This is a genomic window from Nonomuraea sp. NPDC050202 (assembly GCF_040656115.1).
Classification (GTDB): domain Bacteria; phylum Actinomycetota; class Actinomycetes; order Streptosporangiales; family Streptosporangiaceae; genus Nonomuraea.
Map to the genome: position 1 here is coordinate 315,635 of NZ_JBFALF010000002.1, position 13,724 is coordinate 329,358.

The 13,724-nt window shown below is 66.0% G+C and carries 25 protein-coding genes; 2 read left to right on the plus strand and 23 right to left on the minus strand.

Annotation, left to right across the window (positions count from 1 at the left end):
* Positions 1-171: 171 nt before the first annotated feature.
* Both AB0I79_RS06685 and AB0I79_RS06690 read right to left on the minus strand, forming a co-directional pair.
* Positions 172-813: a hypothetical protein gene (locus AB0I79_RS06685; RefSeq protein WP_357867930.1), complete on the minus strand. Its 642-nt coding sequence runs from the start codon at positions 811-813 to the stop codon at positions 172-174.
* Positions 814-1,028: 215 nt separating this feature from the next.
* Positions 1,029-1,292, minus strand: a complete 264-nt coding sequence (locus tag AB0I79_RS06690; protein ID WP_357869635.1) for a winged helix-turn-helix domain-containing protein — start codon at positions 1,290-1,292, stop codon at positions 1,029-1,031.
* 39 nt (positions 1,293-1,331) lie between these two features.
* Here AB0I79_RS06690 and AB0I79_RS06695 point away from each other — a divergent pair, with 39 nt between their 5' ends.
* Entirely contained in the window at positions 1,332-1,619 is a 288-nt protein-coding gene (locus AB0I79_RS06695) for a hypothetical protein (RefSeq protein WP_357869699.1), read from the plus strand.
* 74 nt (positions 1,620-1,693) lie between these two features.
* Here AB0I79_RS06695 and AB0I79_RS06700 read toward each other — a convergent pair whose 3' ends face one another.
* The 21 genes from AB0I79_RS06700 to AB0I79_RS06800 form a co-directional block, all read right to left on the minus strand.
* Positions 1,694-2,143, minus strand: a complete 450-nt coding sequence (locus AB0I79_RS06700; protein ID WP_357867932.1) for a lamin tail domain-containing protein — start codon at positions 2,141-2,143, stop codon at positions 1,694-1,696.
* Positions 2,144-2,467: 324 nt separating this feature from the next.
* Positions 2,468-2,677 carry a hypothetical protein gene (locus AB0I79_RS06705; protein WP_357867934.1) on the minus strand — a complete coding sequence of 70 codons (210 nt, stop codon included), beginning with the start codon at positions 2,675-2,677 and terminating at the stop codon, positions 2,468-2,470.
* 175 nt (positions 2,678-2,852) lie between these two features.
* The gene (locus AB0I79_RS06710) at positions 2,853-3,347 is read right to left on the minus strand and encodes a hypothetical protein (RefSeq protein ID WP_357867937.1); all 495 of its coding nucleotides are present in this window, start codon (positions 3,345-3,347) and stop codon (positions 2,853-2,855) included.
* A gap of 557 nt (positions 3,348-3,904) precedes the next feature.
* Positions 3,905-4,126 (minus strand): hypothetical protein, encoded by a 222-nt coding sequence (locus AB0I79_RS06715; protein ID WP_357867940.1) that lies wholly within the window; start codon positions 4,124-4,126, stop codon positions 3,905-3,907.
* Between the two features lie 323 nt (positions 4,127-4,449).
* Positions 4,450-4,611, minus strand: a complete 162-nt coding sequence (locus tag AB0I79_RS06720) for a hypothetical protein (protein WP_357867943.1) — start codon at positions 4,609-4,611, stop codon at positions 4,450-4,452.
* A gap of 63 nt (positions 4,612-4,674) precedes the next feature.
* Positions 4,675-4,899: a hypothetical protein gene (locus tag AB0I79_RS06725; RefSeq protein ID WP_357867945.1), complete on the minus strand. Its 225-nt coding sequence runs from the start codon at positions 4,897-4,899 to the stop codon at positions 4,675-4,677.
* Between the two features lie 51 nt (positions 4,900-4,950).
* The gene (locus AB0I79_RS06730) at positions 4,951-5,181 is read right to left on the minus strand and encodes a hypothetical protein (protein WP_357867948.1); all 231 of its coding nucleotides are present in this window, start codon (positions 5,179-5,181) and stop codon (positions 4,951-4,953) included.
* 292 nt (positions 5,182-5,473) lie between these two features.
* The gene (locus AB0I79_RS06735; RefSeq protein WP_357867951.1) at positions 5,474-5,635 is read right to left on the minus strand and encodes a hypothetical protein; all 162 of its coding nucleotides are present in this window, start codon (positions 5,633-5,635) and stop codon (positions 5,474-5,476) included.
* A gap of 266 nt (positions 5,636-5,901) precedes the next feature.
* Positions 5,902-6,054 (minus strand): hypothetical protein, encoded by a 153-nt coding sequence (locus tag AB0I79_RS06740; protein ID WP_357867954.1) that lies wholly within the window; start codon positions 6,052-6,054, stop codon positions 5,902-5,904.
* The gene (locus tag AB0I79_RS06745) at positions 6,054-6,293 is read right to left on the minus strand and encodes a hypothetical protein (protein ID WP_357867957.1); all 240 of its coding nucleotides are present in this window, start codon (positions 6,291-6,293) and stop codon (positions 6,054-6,056) included. The genes AB0I79_RS06740 and AB0I79_RS06745 overlap by 1 nt, the downstream gene beginning before the upstream one ends.
* Positions 6,294-6,365: 72 nt before the next feature.
* Entirely contained in the window at positions 6,366-6,551 is a 186-nt protein-coding gene (locus AB0I79_RS06750) for a hypothetical protein (RefSeq protein WP_357867959.1), read from the minus strand.
* Positions 6,552-6,823: 272 nt separating this feature from the next.
* A complete protein-coding gene (locus AB0I79_RS06755) occupies positions 6,824-9,031 on the minus strand; it encodes an FtsK/SpoIIIE domain-containing protein (protein ID WP_357867962.1) in 2,208 nt (735 codons plus the stop codon).
* Positions 9,028-9,333, minus strand: a complete 306-nt coding sequence (locus AB0I79_RS06760) for a hypothetical protein (RefSeq protein ID WP_357867965.1) — start codon at positions 9,331-9,333, stop codon at positions 9,028-9,030. Before AB0I79_RS06760 ends, AB0I79_RS06755 begins: the two co-directional genes overlap by 4 nt.
* Before the next feature lie 8 nt (positions 9,334-9,341).
* The gene (locus AB0I79_RS06765) at positions 9,342-9,554 is read right to left on the minus strand and encodes a hypothetical protein (RefSeq protein ID WP_357867968.1); all 213 of its coding nucleotides are present in this window, start codon (positions 9,552-9,554) and stop codon (positions 9,342-9,344) included.
* Positions 9,551-10,921, minus strand: a complete 1,371-nt coding sequence (locus tag AB0I79_RS06770) for a hypothetical protein (protein ID WP_357867971.1) — start codon at positions 10,919-10,921, stop codon at positions 9,551-9,553. Before AB0I79_RS06770 ends, AB0I79_RS06765 begins: the two co-directional genes overlap by 4 nt.
* Complete coding sequence (locus AB0I79_RS06775; RefSeq protein ID WP_357867973.1) at positions 10,921-11,184, minus strand: hypothetical protein; 264 nt, start codon at positions 11,182-11,184, stop codon at positions 10,921-10,923. The genes AB0I79_RS06770 and AB0I79_RS06775 overlap by 1 nt, the downstream gene beginning before the upstream one ends.
* Before the next feature lie 28 nt (positions 11,185-11,212).
* Entirely contained in the window at positions 11,213-11,707 is a 495-nt protein-coding gene (locus AB0I79_RS06780) for a hypothetical protein (protein WP_357867977.1), read from the minus strand.
* A 101-nt stretch (positions 11,708-11,808) separates the two neighbouring features.
* Positions 11,809-11,970: a hypothetical protein gene (locus AB0I79_RS06785; RefSeq protein WP_357867980.1), complete on the minus strand. Its 162-nt coding sequence runs from the start codon at positions 11,968-11,970 to the stop codon at positions 11,809-11,811.
* A gap of 215 nt (positions 11,971-12,185) precedes the next feature.
* Positions 12,186-12,413, minus strand: a complete 228-nt coding sequence (locus AB0I79_RS06790) for a hypothetical protein (RefSeq protein WP_357867983.1) — start codon at positions 12,411-12,413, stop codon at positions 12,186-12,188.
* Positions 12,414-12,555: 142 nt separating this feature from the next.
* On the minus strand, positions 12,556-12,756 hold the full coding sequence (locus AB0I79_RS06795) for a hypothetical protein (RefSeq protein WP_357867986.1): 201 nt from the start codon (positions 12,754-12,756) through the stop codon (positions 12,556-12,558).
* Between the two features lie 80 nt (positions 12,757-12,836).
* The gene (locus tag AB0I79_RS06800; RefSeq protein ID WP_357867989.1) at positions 12,837-13,109 is read right to left on the minus strand and encodes a helix-turn-helix transcriptional regulator; all 273 of its coding nucleotides are present in this window, start codon (positions 13,107-13,109) and stop codon (positions 12,837-12,839) included.
* Between the two features lie 131 nt (positions 13,110-13,240).
* Here AB0I79_RS06800 and AB0I79_RS06805 point away from each other — a divergent pair, with 131 nt between their 5' ends.
* Positions 13,241-13,531 carry a helix-turn-helix transcriptional regulator gene (locus tag AB0I79_RS06805; RefSeq protein ID WP_357867991.1) on the plus strand — a complete coding sequence of 97 codons (291 nt, stop codon included), beginning with the start codon at positions 13,241-13,243 and terminating at the stop codon, positions 13,529-13,531.
* Positions 13,532-13,724 lie beyond the last annotated feature (193 nt).

The following is a 13,724-nucleotide window of genomic DNA, read 5'->3' on the forward strand; positions in this document are numbered from 1 at the left end:
GGCTGGATGTGGTGCATGGACGTCTAGGCCTAGGACAGACAGCCGCCCTCCCATGCGCGGGGGAGGGCGGCTTCTTCGCGTTATACGACTACGCAGCGCCGCTCTGACGTCCGGCCAGAATGGCGTTCACAATCGCCTTGGGGTGCTTTCCGCTGGAGAGCATCCCGTCCATCATCGACGACTCGAACGGGTCCATGTCAGCCACGTGATCGCAGACGTAGTCGTAGCAGTCCTCGTCGTCGTCGAAGTCATACTTGCGCCCCGATGCGCCAGCATCGGGCCGATCGTGTCGATCGGAATGGTGATTACTGAGCGAACCAGGGTGGTTGTCTCAGTTGACCACCCTGGTTGTGTCATTTGACCACCCACCCTCTTGGAAAGCCTTCCGGCAACCCCTAGCCGGGTCGCGGTCTGCTGGGCGATGGGTGGCAGCGTGTGAAGCGCGGGTTCCTTGCCGGTCTTGGCGTCGATCATCGGCAGGTGGTCCTTGGTGCGCGGCAGGGATAGCTGGTACTCGTCCGCCTGGCCGCTCTCGGAGCCTTGCCCGCAGGACCTGCGCCACAGGAACCCGAGGTAGCGCATGGTGGCCAGGGCATCGATGACGCTCGGCTTCGAGTGTCCGGTGATGGCCATGAGGCGCTTCACGCCGGGGAAGACTTGGAGGCCGCGCTTGTTGCTGAAGGTGGCGGCGGCAAGCCCCACGTTCTTCACCGAGGGCTGCACAACCACGTAACGCCAGGTGCGCAACCAGTCGTAGGAGTAGCGGACGGCGTATAACGCCGACGCCGGAGGTTCTGGTTGGGTCTCTGCCAAGACCTCGTCCGTTCTCTCGTAGGAGCCGAGAGGGCAGACATCTATCGCCGCTGGGGGGCGGTAAATCGCACAGTCGTCTTGTACGATGGCATGTGAGCTGAAGATGTTCTGATCTCTCGGAACTTCGCAACGAGACCCCGGCTGCTACCGGGGTTTCGTCGTTTCTAAGCCTACTCTGGTCCGAACATCTGTACGGGCTGAAAACGCGCAGCCACCTAGGCGTCTGCGGGAGGGCCCGGCATTTTGAACTCGGGCACCTGGGGAGTGACGAACGATCCCTTGCTCGGCACCACAACGATGCGCCCTTGGCGCTCGAGGACTCGGAGTGCCTTCCGGGCCGTTCCCAGGCCGACCTGAAAGTCCCTAGAGATTCGCAGGGCGGAAGGAAATGCCTGGCCGGGTTTGAAGTGGCCCGATGTGATCAGCTCCTCGAGTTGAGCAACGAGGTGCTCCCAAACGTACCCGTTTGAGTCGTTCATCCTTGCCGCCCAACGCCTGAGGGCGTCTTCAGAAGCGGAGTGTACAACTGGCGTATCGCTGGACCGGTCAACCTGGACTTGTGGCGGAACATCAGGCGCGGCTCTCCCCAAACGCCACCCGAACTCGGCGGCGCGCTCAACGAGTTCGTCCACGTCGCGATCGGGGTTGGACAGTTCCTGCTCTACGTTCTCACGGGCCTGCTCAACCTCGTCGAGTTCGGCAGACACTCCCAACGCCTCGATCTTGCGGACACGACCAAAGGCGGACGCAAGGGGCTTGCGCAGTATGAAGACGGCGGCGATGACCGCGACGGGCCACGCAAGTGAGGAAACGAGAGACGCGACGAACTGGAAGGTCGACACCTTGCTGCATCGGCGAGCAGCAAGGTGTCGTTACTTGCCTACTTGCAGTTGGTCCAGTCGCCTGCGCTGCCCCACGAACAGGTGTCGATGCGCTTCAGGTCGGAGGCCCGGTAGATGCCCGCGGTGTCGCCGTCGTTGTTCCACACGTACTGCTTGCGGTTCCAGAACACGCCGCTGCTGCCGTCGTTCCCGCTGCCGGTCCTGACGGTGACGGTCTTGCCGGGCTTGAGAAGGAAGGGCAGGAACCGGTACTTGTAGCCCGTCTTGTCGCGGAGGATCCAGTCCTCAAGCTGGATGGCCTTCCTGGTGGTGTTGAGCAGGACGACGTACTCGGCGTTGAGGCTGCTGTTGGAGCGGGTGTCCTTGCCCGGCGAGTCGAAGTAGACCTTCGTGAACATCACCGCGGGATTCGCGGCCTGAGCCGGCGCGGCGACGAGGGCGAGGGCGAGCGTCCCGGCAGCGGCGGCGGGAACGATGCGACGGAGCATCCGGACTCCTGTTGCTTGGGGGATGGAACGTGACAGGAGATGAGACGGCGGAAGATGTGATCGGGTTGTCACGGAGCGCTGTCCGGATCGGGACACACCTCTCGCGCCCGATGCCACATCCACGCCGGCATCTCCTCGCGGATGGCGGCCTGCGCTTCCAGGGAGGCTAGGAGACGCTGGCTGGGGGTGAGTGCTGCCCACTCCGCGTCCGTACGTCCGCCTCGTGCCACGAGCTCGTCAAGAGCGTCATCGTCCATCTGCTCATCGTGGCCCCGGTACGTGATCGCCCGCAGCGATGTCCGTATCATCCCCTGGTCGCGGTCCTCAGGATGCGGCCTGACGCTCGCTGGGGAAGTCGATGACCTCGACCAGGTCGGCGAAGTCGCCCACGTGTCGTAGGACGCCGGCAAGGGTGCCGTAGTAGCCGAGCAGGTAGCGGCGTCCGTTCGTCGTCTGTGTGACCTTGAAGCGTTGGTAGGCGTTCAGCACGATGACCTCGATCTCGATGCCTCGGGGTCCTCGCCAGACTGCCACACACAGAACCTATACAAACCGGACATTAGAGCGTTAATCTGGCGTCGCTCCAGGGTCCCCTCTGGAGCGCCAAACGTGACAACGCCCCGGCTGCGGGGAAGCAGCCGGGGCGGTCTCGTGTGCGGTGTTGGCGCTCGCGTGGGTGGCCGCGACTCTGCTGAATGAAGAGGCCGGCCTAAATGACGTCCTTGGCTTCGTAGATCGGATGTGCGCCAGGCTGCTGACCGGCGCGCAGGGTGTACGGGAAGTACGTGTACGTGTGGGCGCCGTTGTAGAACGTCACGTCGACGCCAAGCCGATGCGAGTGGCCTGTGAAGGTCCGGACGCCCTGAATCTCAGCGTGGCCGCTGTTCGTGATCTTCGCAGCTAGCCACGTCTCGAACGACTTCACATCTATACGATCATCAGCCGGTGCGAACACGGGCTCGTCTACCGGTGGCAGCGGCGTACCCTCCACGATCCGCTCTTCGCGGTCGCTGCTGTCGCCGCCAGGCGGCGCAGCTCCAACCGTTTGGAGAATAATGCGTGCACCAGTGACAAACCAGACGTCTATGCCGCGCGGCAGGGCGCGGTCCTGGGGCTGGCTGAGTACCTGTACGTCCTTGATCGCGGGGTGCCCGCTGCTGGCCAGAAGATTCAGGAGAAAGCTCTCAAAGCGTGTGACGCGCATGGTTCCTCAAGGTGGCAGGGCGGTTGGCGATACCCCTGGAGTTTAGGGGGAACTCGGGGCTGGGCCGGTGGAAGCCTCTGATTCGTGGGTGGCCGGCGTTGCCGCTGGCCACCCTGGCGGGTCTACCTAGGTGCTACTCCTCGGTCGGCTCACCCGAGCCGGAGCACTGGGAGCGGTCACCCGGCGGCTGGTGCGACGGGGCGTCCTGACCCGCAGCTACGGACACTCTCTGTCCGCACACGGAACACCTGGAGCTGGCCATGTGTCTCCTTCACAATGGAGGGCGATTCTCCGGTTTCGTGGTTCGTATGTGCCCCGGCCGCGAGGTTCGGGCGGCCGGGGACGATATGTGGACACCCTCAGCGGGTGGAAGTGCCAGTGGGCTAGTCCCCACATCAGGTCATGGACCTTGGCCGGGTTCTCCTGCGCCAGCAGGGCAAGCTCCAGGTGGGTCATCCCGGCCTTCTGAGCGCCCTCCCAGACGAGCTTCGGAGACGCGGCCTCCAGAGTAAGAGGGGGGTGTCCCGGTCCTGGCACGACCTGGCCATCTCTCTGCGTTATGCGAGGATGGACACCGGCTCCTCATGGGTGAGGCAGTACGACCACCCCGGCTTATCTGCGGTCTCGATGTACACCGTCGGCTTGCCGTCCTCCAGGTAGTTGATGCGGGTAACGGGCGAGCCGGGCCGCCTCGCCTTACCGGCCGACGACGACATGTAGATGTGGCCCACTCGGACGTCGCGGGCCGGGATGTCTGTCGTTGGAAGCCTGCGGAACATGTCGATTTCCTCTTACAGGGGGCGATGGCCCGGCCCCCGACGCCGCACCCCGGGGCGGGGCACTTGTACAGGGCCAGCCAGCCGGGACCATCCGGATTCCTGCCGATCTTGTAGTTGAGGTGTCCGGCGTACTTCATTCCGCTTCCCCCGGCTTCGGCGCAGGCTGGACTCGCAGGGTGACGCCCGCCGCCTCCGCTCTGGGGCCGGTCGGGTTCACCCGGTTCAGATCTGGTCGAGAGGACCGTCGTAGCCCTCCTCCTCGCGGATGCGGCGCAGATCCTGGAAGCGAGGATCGCTGTCGGAAATGGGTTCTTGCCTGAACATCAGCGGCCTCGGGTGAACCAGCCATCGAGCAGAGCTGCCTGCTCCCGCTCGGTCATGTTGGTGTAGGTGTCACCGACGCGCCTCACCTCGCTGGTGGAGGGCTTCTTGGCGGGCTTCGGCTTCGGCTTCCGCCTGTTGGCGGCCTGCTGGTTGTCGCTCATCTGCGTGTCTCCTTTGATGGGGTAGTTCCTGGCCGAGGGCAGGTCTCGTGGACATCGGTGGTCTTACGGCGGGTAGCCGTGCCGCTCAAGCGCGTCCTCCACGTAGTCGATCTCCGCTTTCGTGCACTGCTTCAGCGCCTGGTAATACCGGTTCCGGTTGGCGACGAAGTCTTCGCCGTCGGGGTCGCCTCCGTACCAGGTCATGCCGAGTTGGAGTGCTGCGCGCACCTGGTCCCGTCGCACTGGCGGTGGCGGGTCGGGGGCGCGCCTGCTACCGAATAGCCCCACGGTGTCTCCTTCGTCCTTGGTCTGGTCCGGACCTTGCCGTCTAGCGCCCGATCACCACATCAGCTCGTGGACAGCGTTCGGGTCCTTGTTGGCCAGCTGCGCCAGTTCCCGGCTGGTCAGGCCCTGCTTCATGGCTCCCTCCCACACGAGTTTGGGAGAGGCGGCTCCTACCAAGATCTGAATGGAACCCCTGCAGAAGCTGGCCATGAGTGCGGCGTCCGATGCGTTCTTCGCTCCGACTCGGTCGCACTCGTCCAGGGCATCCTGGTACGTCATGGACATGGGGTCCCCCTCCTTTCTGTTCGTGGAGCTGACTGCTCCGGACGCCCGCCACAGCCCCCGCGGTGGCGAGCACCCGCAACAGCAGCTCACGTCTTGTGGTCTTCTGCGCGGCCAGAACAGCCGTGTGCGCTGTGCCCGTAGAAGCCCTTGTGGCAGGGGCACCAGGCCGCCATGCACGCGCACCCAGGAGCGGCAGTGGAGCCGTGGCCGCAGTCGCTGCAGTTGCCGGCCGTGGATTGCCCTTTGATGTAGTCGGTGACGGCTCGTTTGATGCTCATGGTCGCCAGGGCCCTCAGGTGAGGACGCTGCTGAAGAACACGGCCAACTGGTTGGCGCCCTGCATGATGCCGTCGAAGGCGCCGTTCACCGCCGCGGCTGCGTTGGCGGGCTTGGTGAACAGGTAGAACACGACGAAGGCGACGGCGCCCCACTTCAGCCACTTCTTCCACTGCATGACGAGCTTTCCTTTCGAGAGAGGTTGGGGGAGCGGACGCTCCGGGCCGCTCTCCTGACCCGCGGGGAAGGGTGGTCAGGAGAGCGCACCCGCAACAGCCGCTCAGTGCTGGTGAGCGCCCATCGCGGCGAGGACAGCCAGAGCGCCGGCGATGGTGGTGACGCCCTCCACCGGCACGGTTCGGCCGCAGCCAGCGCAGTGGATCGGAACGTGAGGAACGTCGTTGACCCAGCGCACCGGATAGTCGGGCGGCGGAACGGAAGTACTCACTGCTCCTCCTGGTTGGCGAGAGCCTGCTTGTAGTGGGAGGCCATGCAGCGGCTGATGGCCCACTCCTTCTCCATGCCTTGTCCGGCGAAGGAAGCGGCGGCTTCGTCCGCTTGCGCGGCGGCAGCGGCGACGTCGGTTCGGTGAGGCATCAGCCGAACCACTTCCGTAGGCCCTTGGGGGCGGCGCCAGCACGGAGGAGCTCGTTCTCCTTGAGTTGGGCCGCCTTCCGCCTGCCGAAGGTGCGGACTAGCGTCTCTTCGGCCTTGCGCCGCTCGGCGCCGGTCACGCCGTGACCGTTGGCGGCCCTGGCGAGTTTGCTGGCTTCGCCGGCCTGCTGAGCCTGCCCCTTGGCCTTGGCCAGTTTCTCGGGCGGCATCCTGTCGAACATGATTCCTTCTTTCTTGATCGGTAGTGACGGGTATTGCGGTGTGCTCGCCAGCGCGAGATGGATCGGCGACGGCTACTTGGGCGGCCGGGTCGGCCTGTTGTCGTTACGGGCCATCCGAACGATCACGACGACGATCACGAGGACGACCACCGCTAGCGTCGGCCACGCCAGCGGCGGGTCAGCGAAAGCCAGCCACAACGCCAATCCCATCCCAGAGGTGATGAGGGCGCCGAGGCCGAACAGTCTTGCGAGGTCCATCAAGACCTCCCATCGGTTGAGTGGAGCGGGATGCTCCGGACACCCCTCCCGAAGATCGAGGGAGAGGTCTCCGCAACCGCCGCTCAGCCGCGCCAGGGAGGGAGGCGTTGCGCTCTCGCGAAGTGCCTCCTGGGACGGTTTCAGACCCTCATCGAGGGCGCTTCCCTGTCCTCCCCGGCAGGGAGTTTCGCTGGTCAGCGCGGGTTCTCGGAGGGAGAGAGGCGATGAGGGAGTTCTCCCTGTCTCCCTGCTCGACTCCCTGCCCATAGCGATCACTCGCCGTCCTCTTCGGCGTCCAGTTCAGGGCGGTTTGCGAGCGCCCGGAGAACGCGCTCACGGCCCACAACCATCCGCCCGTCGCTCTTGTACGAGGGCGCTCCCGCCTCGTCCAAAACCTCCTTCAGGTCGCCCGGCGTCCACTCCCCGTACCGGCCCAGATCGCGGGCGGACAGCCGCTTCAGCACCTCCTGCGTCAGCACTCGCGTCTCGTCCCCCAGCACCGCTGCGATGTCCACGAGCGGATCGACGCGCGGCTCCTGGTGGGGCATGCCGTTGCGGGTGGCCGTCCCGCTGCGCAGCGCCTTCGCCCGATCGGCCACCTCGGCGGCCTGCGGCTTGTCGATGAAGTGCGTCCGAATCGTGATTGACGACTGGCCAGCGGGCAGCTTCATGCCGCCGCCGTTCGTAACGACCGTGCCCTTGTCGAGGTCCTGGCGCAGCAGGTGCGGCGCAGCGCCGCCATCCACGGCCTTATCCCCGAGCGCCATCCGGGCCTGGGCCTCGGTACCGACGACCAGCGACGCGCGGATGTGCGCGCCCTCCCGTACCAGCTTGGGCAGGTTCTGGTCGGTCGGGTCCTGCGTGCCCTCCCACAGCAGCACGTCCACCGCGCGGCCCTGGTTGTGGATCTTGCGGGCGGCCATGAAGAACATGCTTGTGGCCTTGGTGCCGCCGTACGGGGCGCCCAGCTTCACCTTGCCGTCATCGTCGATGTACTCCTCCCGGGCCGGGCACATGAACGCCTGCTGCGCCTCGTCCACGATCAGGATCACCGGGTCGAACTTGGCGCCGGGAGGGGCCTGGAGACGGCGCTCCATCTCGCGGACACCCCACTCCAGCATCTCGGTTGCCTCGACAACGTGGTCGTCTGTCGGACCCTCGATGAGCACCTCGGCGATGCCGGAGAACATGCTCCAGTCGTTGTCGCCCTTGAGGTCGGCGATGTAGAACCGCACCCGCGGGTCGAACGTCAGCCACAGAGCGAGCGCCCGCAACGAGGCGGTCTTGCCCTGATTGGACAGTCCCGTGATGAGCAGATGCCGCTGGAACAGACTGATCCCGACTGCGTCGCCGCGCAGGTTCTCGCCCCACGGCGCTAGCCCTGTCTTGTAGTCGGCCTTAACCTCCTTGCTGCTGACCAGCGGGGATGGCCCGATCGGCTCGTCTAGCGCGCCCGGATCGGCGATCCACAGTCGCACCGTGCGGGCCTTCTTCGGGATGGTGATGAACACCTCGTGCTCGTGCCGGCCGAGGTTTTCCGCCAGCTTGCGGCGGCGCTTCTGCACCTCGTCCGTGGAGGTGCCGGACGGCAGAGCAACATCAACTTCGACGCCGCATCCGGCGATGCGGATGGGGCTGAGCATGCTGGCGCCGGCGTCGCCCATCTGCCTGATGGCCTTGGACAACCGAGAAAGGCCCAGATCGCGCAGGGCCACCACCACGACTGAAGGGGTGACAAGGACAGGAGTGCCCTGCTGCCCGCCGCTGGTCAAGGGACGATCCGATTCGGACAGCCACTCAGGGGTCGTTCCTGTACGACGCCCTTCCCGGTACAACGCCACCAGCAGAGCGACCAGGCCGGCGACCAGGAGCGGCATCCACAGCAGCCGGATCGCGCCGAACAACCACTTCAGCACGCCGCCGACCCACAAGAACACGTCCTCGAACCCGCCAGCGCCGGTCATCAAAACCAGGGTCGACACGATGACCATCAGCACCACCAGAGCGAGGCATCCGCCACCAGCGAAGATGAGCACCTGCAGGCCGACCTTCGGCAGCTCCAGGAGCCGTTCACGGCGGTCCCTGGCGGCCTCCCGGCGGCGGGTCAGCCAATGGTCGAGCGCGTCAGCGTCGCCGCGGGCGCGTGCGGCGCGGATCTGCTCCCGGTAGATGCCGAACGTCAGCCCGTCCGTTGCCCGCACCCACCACGAGTGCATGCCCTGTAGCACGGTGACGCTGTGCCGGGCTACGACGACCGCCGTGCCTGCGTGTGGACGCAAGACAGTGATCCGGTCCACCACCATGGAGGTGCGAGGGGAAGGCTTGTCAGAGACGATCTCGCCCTCGTAAACCGGCTCGACTTCGCTGCCGCCCTGCAGAGCCAACTCCTTGTGCTCGTCGTCCTCAGACAGGGGCAGGTTGGGGGCGTCTTCGCCGTGGCGGATCAGCCGCAGGTGCTCGGATCGTGCCTTCTCGCTCACGCTGCCTCCACGCGTCCGATCGGAAGAGGCGGGTTGAGCAGGTCCGTCAGGTGCTCCCGCACCACGGAGGCGATGAATCCCAGAACCTCGATCGCCTTGGCAGTCACGGTCAGCACGACCAGGGCGACGCTGCCGGCGAACTTGAGCGCGAACACCACCACGCCGACGACCGCCAGCGCGGTGCTGCGGCCCCACCCGTTGGCGCGGGCCGGCTCCCACAACTCACTCAGCGTCTTGGCGTTGCCGACCTGACGGCGGTTGGTCGCCAGGATCAGCGCGAGCACGACAAGCAGGAAAGTCATCAGAGGACTCATGACCGTCTCCCGTGCCTTCTGTCGATGAGGGCGAAGTACTCGTCGCTGCCGAACTCGGGGCACGCGCACGGGTTCTTCTCACACAGGGCGCAGCGCATCTGGGAGAGGTCGACCTCGCCAGCGAGGAACTTGCCCATGTCGGGCGACCACTTCGCGCCGAGTTCGTCGAGCACCTCGCGGGCGTCCTTCGGCTGGTTGTTCTTGGTCATGACAGGTCTCCAGTCGGGGTGGTGGAAGAGGTGGCGCGGGAACCGTTCCTCGAACGGACCAAGGTCCCGCCGGGCTCGATCGGGTTGCCCTTCGGGTCGAAGTTCCAGCCCTGCTCTTCGAGTTCTCGCTTGGCGTCCAACACGCGGTCGTAACCCCAGCTCTCGGAGAACCCGAAGCGGGAACCGACGGCGCCCTTCGTGGGAACGGTCTTGCTGCGCTTGATCGCGTTGATCACGTACCGTCGTGCCCGGTGATTGTCCTGCTCAGTGGGCATACGCCGTTCCTCGGACGGTTCCTCGTCTGGTTCCTGGTCCGACGGATGCTCATCGGCGAGCACCTCGAACTCGACGGGCGGGATGAACGGTCGGAAGCGGGCGAGGAAGGTGGCGATGTTCTGCCGAGCTTCGGTTCCCCGCGGGTTCTCGCCGTCGAAGTCGCTGGCGACTGCTGCCAACTGGACGAGAGCCAGTCGCAGAGCGTCAGACTGCGTACGGATGAGTTCCTCGCGAGCCTGGAGGAGCGTTTCCCGCGCCGTTCCCGTGACGGTTCTCGACCTGACCTCGTTGATGGCCACCTCGGGCGTTTGGATGCCTTCGGCGATGGCGAGCTTGAACGCCTGCCATGTCTCGCCGCGGAGGCTGGGGATGATCCAGCGGAGCTTCGCGAACTTCGGCGCGCGAGCCTCCAGCAGGCCCTGGGAGCGGAGCTGCTGCCAGTGCTTCCACTGGGAGTAGATCTGCCACAACACCGGGGAGAGGACGGAGGCGGCGCCGAACACCACCGCGTAGTCCTCGGTCGCCAGGACGACGCCGTCCGCGTCGGTGCCGCGGTTGTGTTCGTAGTTGAACCAGCCCACGGCGGCGCCGATTCCGTAGGAGAGCATGCGGAGCCAGCCGGCGCTGTAGCCGTTGATGAGCTTGTCGTGGGCGATGTAGCCCACGTTGACCGCGACGGACTCGACGACGAGGGCGAGAGGGACGGCGGCCCACCACTCCCAGCCGAGCCCGAGGGTGAGGGCGAGCACCTGGCCGAGGACGGCAACCGCGTTCACACCCACGTTTGCAGTGGCGAGCACAACGGCGCGGCTGATCCGCTGCCGGAACGACCTGCGCTCCGCGGCGGCCTGGTCCTGCTCCTGCTTGGCCATCTGGTCCAGTTCGGCGCGAACCCGGGCCTTCTCGCGTTCAGCTTCGAGCGCTTCCACCTCCCGCTGGTCGCGGGCGCGCTGCTCCTCGATGCCGTGCTGTGCGGCTAGAGCGCGAGCACGGGCTTTGGCTGCGGCGCGCTCCTCGCGTGAGCGGAACACCACCAGAGGTGCGCGGGGCTCAACCGCCGGCGGGGTCTGCTCGGTGGTGGGCGTGTCCATCAGGTGCTCCTCCGGGGCGGTCGGCCGGTCTTCCACTCCGCGGCCCGCCCGTCCTCGTCGCTGGCCTGCAGATGCACGACGCCAGCGACACGCAGCAGCTCCAGGTACCTCCAGACCTCGCGCACGGTCAGGCCGAGCTTGTTGGCGGCGTCCGTTGTTGAGATGCCGTTCTTGGCGACCTCAAGGAGGCGCTTGCGAACGGCTGGGGGGACTGTCGGGCTGGGGACCGCCTCCTCGGGAGAGACGGTAGGGAGCGGCTTCATGACGGGGGTCCGTTTCGATGCGTGGGGATCAGATGATGAATAGGGCCTGCTTGACGCCGTCGCCCGGCTCGCCGACCTGGACGGAGCCGTCCCACCAGGCGACCTGGAGTTCGCTGACGATGGTGAAGGAGTCCTCGTCGTTGGAGGCGTCCTCGGTCCGGTGGAAGGTCGGGTTGTCCCGTAGGGCGGCGACGGTGTCCCGTAGGGCGGCGAGGGTGGCCACCGGGTGGAAGGTGCCGCCGCTGGCCACGCCCTCCGGGTGCTGGGCGGGGTAGATGAAGAACGGCGCCAGCTCGGCGTCATCGTCGGTGGCGGCGCAGCGCTCGTACCCGTTCCAGTGGGTGACCTGCAGCTCGGTCGCCGGTGCGTACGAGGTGGGCTCGTTGCCGTCGTCGAGGACGAGGAAGACGGCGGTGTCGCTGGGCAGGTGCGCGAGCTTGTCGAGGGTGCCGCGCAGTTTCTCCACGCTGCGCATGGGGTGGAAGTTGGCGTATCGCGCCATCGGGTTGGTGGTGTCGGTCATGTCGATCTCCTTGGGGGAGGGTGTCTGTCGTGCCCGTTCAGGGCTTGCTCCCTGATGCGCCGGCGTGGATACCGGAACGGGCTGGGGGTCTCCTGCGGGGTTTACTCGCTGGCCACTTCTCGGAAGATCTCGGCGGCGACGTGCTTGCCTGCAGCGTCGAGATTGCGGGCACGAGCCTCCAGGTCGGCTTTTGTGGCAACGGTCTTCATCACCCGGGCGACCCGGTACGCGTTCGCGCGGTACGCCTCGTCGTTGTCGCTCATGTCGATCTCCTTCGGTATCTGTGGGTGGTGAGCCCCCGCCCGGGGCATCGGGATTGGATTCGGAGGAAACGCCCCTCTGCGTCCAGGCGGGGGAGTCTGGGGCCCGTCCAGGAGTCGGCAGCTGGGATGAATCCACGGCCCCTGGACGGGAGATGGGGGGGATGGCCCGGCCACCGCAGGTGCGCTGCGAGGGTGGGTGCGGTAGCCGGGCCTGGTCATCGGGTGTCCTGCGAGCCGATGCCGTTGACGGTCGCCTGCATCGAGGTCAGGCGCTCGTTGACGAGGGAGAGCAGATCCGCAGCGGCGGCGAAGCGGGCTCGGGCAGTAGCCGGATCGAGTGACCGCCAGAAGGTGGTGAGGATGGCGTGCCGGCTGGCGTGGGTGTGCGCGTCCCAGACCGCGAGTTCGTCGACAGGACGGACGTTGGAGCGGGTGGCGGTCATCGGCTCCTCCTGGGGGTGCAGCCGCAGTCCGGGTCCGTGCACGTGCTTGTGTTGATGGAGATACAGCCCTGCAACGGGGCGCGGCGAGGGTGCGCCATCTTGTCCGTGAGTGCAGCGGTCAACTCGGTGACCTGATCGGCGGTCACCGGGACACCGCCTGAGCGGGGATGAGGCGGGCGTACAGCTCGGCGCCCACCGGGGGGAGCGGTAGGCCAGCGGCCTCGCGCATCGCCTCGGCCTGCCGCAGGTAGATCAGCGCCTCCCGGTAGCAGGTGTCGACCATCGGCGCGATCTCCGCGCGAGCAGCCTCCGAGAAGGTGAGGTCGGTGAGGGCGTATGACATAGTGGGATCGCTCCTGTCGTATCGATCGGAGCGCGTGGAGCGGCTTCAGTCTTCGAGGATCGGGGCCGCTTTCGCGCTGTTTACGGCTCAGCCGTCTCGTGAACGTCGCTTGTCTCGACGTCGTCGGCGACGATCTCCCACAGGTCGTCGAAAGTCAGGCCGTTGAAGGCTTTGACAAGAGCTCCAATAAATCTGGCGCTCGGCGTCTGTCGTCCTCCGAGGACCTTGTTGACGGTGCTCTCGTGGACGCTCATGCGCTCCGCGAGGAGCTTCTCTGTGGTGAGTCCTGCGATCGCACGAAACTTCTCAAGTTGATCGGTGCGCAACCGGAGGCCAACAACCCTCTCGCTCACCCTTACCTCCTTCCAAGGGGCGTGTTAACATGCGTTCACGAGTGAGAGTAACTCTCATGCGCATAGGAGTCAACCGTGTACGAGTGATCACATGCGTGCGCGCGTGTGACGGTTGCGCATAAGGTTGCGGCGTGAGCTGGTGGGAGTACGTGGAACGAGTCAGCGGCGGCATATCGCAGGACGCCATCGGAAAACGGATGGGCATGCGACAAACCAGCATCAGCCGCTGGCAATCAACCACGCCCAAACCGCAAACCGTTGCCGCCTTCGCTCGCGCATTTGATCGCCCAGTGCTGGAAGCGTTCATCGCTGCCGGCTTCCTCACCGAAGAGGATGCTGGCCTGAGAGAAGTACCGGCCGACCTGACGGTCGTGGACAGCGATCTCCTGCTCGCCGAGATCCGGCGCCGGCTTGCACAGTGAGTGCGTAGCTGACCATCCACAACCCTCATAAAGCCGGAGTCGTACGGCTGACGTCAGAGGTCAGCGCGAGGCACTATGAGGGGCATCCGCCCCCTTGAAAGGGTCCGGCGGGTCACGCCGGGGTCAGGAGGGGTCACATGGCCGACTCGGCAGTTCGGCACCCGCTCACGGAGGCTCGGCGCTTACGAGGATG

Bases quoted from the DNA above. Each gene is read 5' to 3' on its own strand.
- AB0I79_RS06765 (WP_357867968.1), bottom strand. From the start codon at position 9,554: ATGACCAAGAACAACCAGCCGAAGGACGCCCGCGAGGTGCTCGACGAA.
- AB0I79_RS06745 (WP_357867957.1), bottom strand. From the start codon at position 6,293: ATGTTCGACAGGATGCCGCCCGAGAAACTGGCCAAGGCCAAGGGGCAG.
- AB0I79_RS06750 (WP_357867959.1), bottom strand. From the start codon at position 6,551: ATGGACCTCGCAAGACTGTTCGGCCTCGGCGCCCTCATCACCTCTGGG.
- AB0I79_RS06715 (WP_357867940.1), bottom strand. From the start codon at position 4,126: ATGTTCCGCAGGCTTCCAACGACAGACATCCCGGCCCGCGACGTCCGA.
- AB0I79_RS06735 (WP_357867951.1), bottom strand. From the start codon at position 5,635: ATGCAGTGGAAGAAGTGGCTGAAGTGGGGCGCCGTCGCCTTCGTCGTG.
- AB0I79_RS06720 (WP_357867943.1), bottom strand. From the start codon at position 4,611: ATGAGCGACAACCAGCAGGCCGCCAACAGGCGGAAGCCGAAGCCGAAG.
- AB0I79_RS06770 (WP_357867971.1), bottom strand. From the start codon at position 10,921: ATGGACACGCCCACCACCGAGCAGACCCCGCCGGCGGTTGAGCCCCGC.
- AB0I79_RS06690 (WP_357869635.1), bottom strand. From the start codon at position 1,292: ATGAACGACTCAAACGGGTACGTTTGGGAGCACCTCGTTGCTCAACTC.
- AB0I79_RS06730 (WP_357867948.1), bottom strand. From the start codon at position 5,181: ATGTCCATGACGTACCAGGATGCCCTGGACGAGTGCGACCGAGTCGGA.
- AB0I79_RS06780 (WP_357867977.1), bottom strand. From the start codon at position 11,707: ATGACCGACACCACCAACCCGATGGCGCGATACGCCAACTTCCACCCC.
- AB0I79_RS06785 (WP_357867980.1), bottom strand. From the start codon at position 11,970: ATGAGCGACAACGACGAGGCGTACCGCGCGAACGCGTACCGGGTCGCC.
- AB0I79_RS06710 (WP_357867937.1), bottom strand. From the start codon at position 3,347: ATGCGCGTCACACGCTTTGAGAGCTTTCTCCTGAATCTTCTGGCCAGC.
- AB0I79_RS06760 (WP_357867965.1), bottom strand. From the start codon at position 9,333: ATGACTTTCCTGCTTGTCGTGCTCGCGCTGATCCTGGCGACCAACCGC.
- AB0I79_RS06775 (WP_357867973.1), bottom strand. From the start codon at position 11,184: ATGAAGCCGCTCCCTACCGTCTCTCCCGAGGAGGCGGTCCCCAGCCCG.
- AB0I79_RS06790 (WP_357867983.1), bottom strand. From the start codon at position 12,413: ATGACCGCCACCCGCTCCAACGTCCGTCCTGTCGACGAACTCGCGGTC.
- AB0I79_RS06700 (WP_357867932.1), bottom strand. From the start codon at position 2,143: ATGCTCCGTCGCATCGTTCCCGCCGCCGCTGCCGGGACGCTCGCCCTC.
- AB0I79_RS06795 (WP_357867986.1), bottom strand. From the start codon at position 12,756: ATGTCATACGCCCTCACCGACCTCACCTTCTCGGAGGCTGCTCGCGCG.
- AB0I79_RS06740 (WP_357867954.1), bottom strand. From the start codon at position 6,054: ATGCCTCACCGAACCGACGTCGCCGCTGCCGCCGCGCAAGCGGACGAA.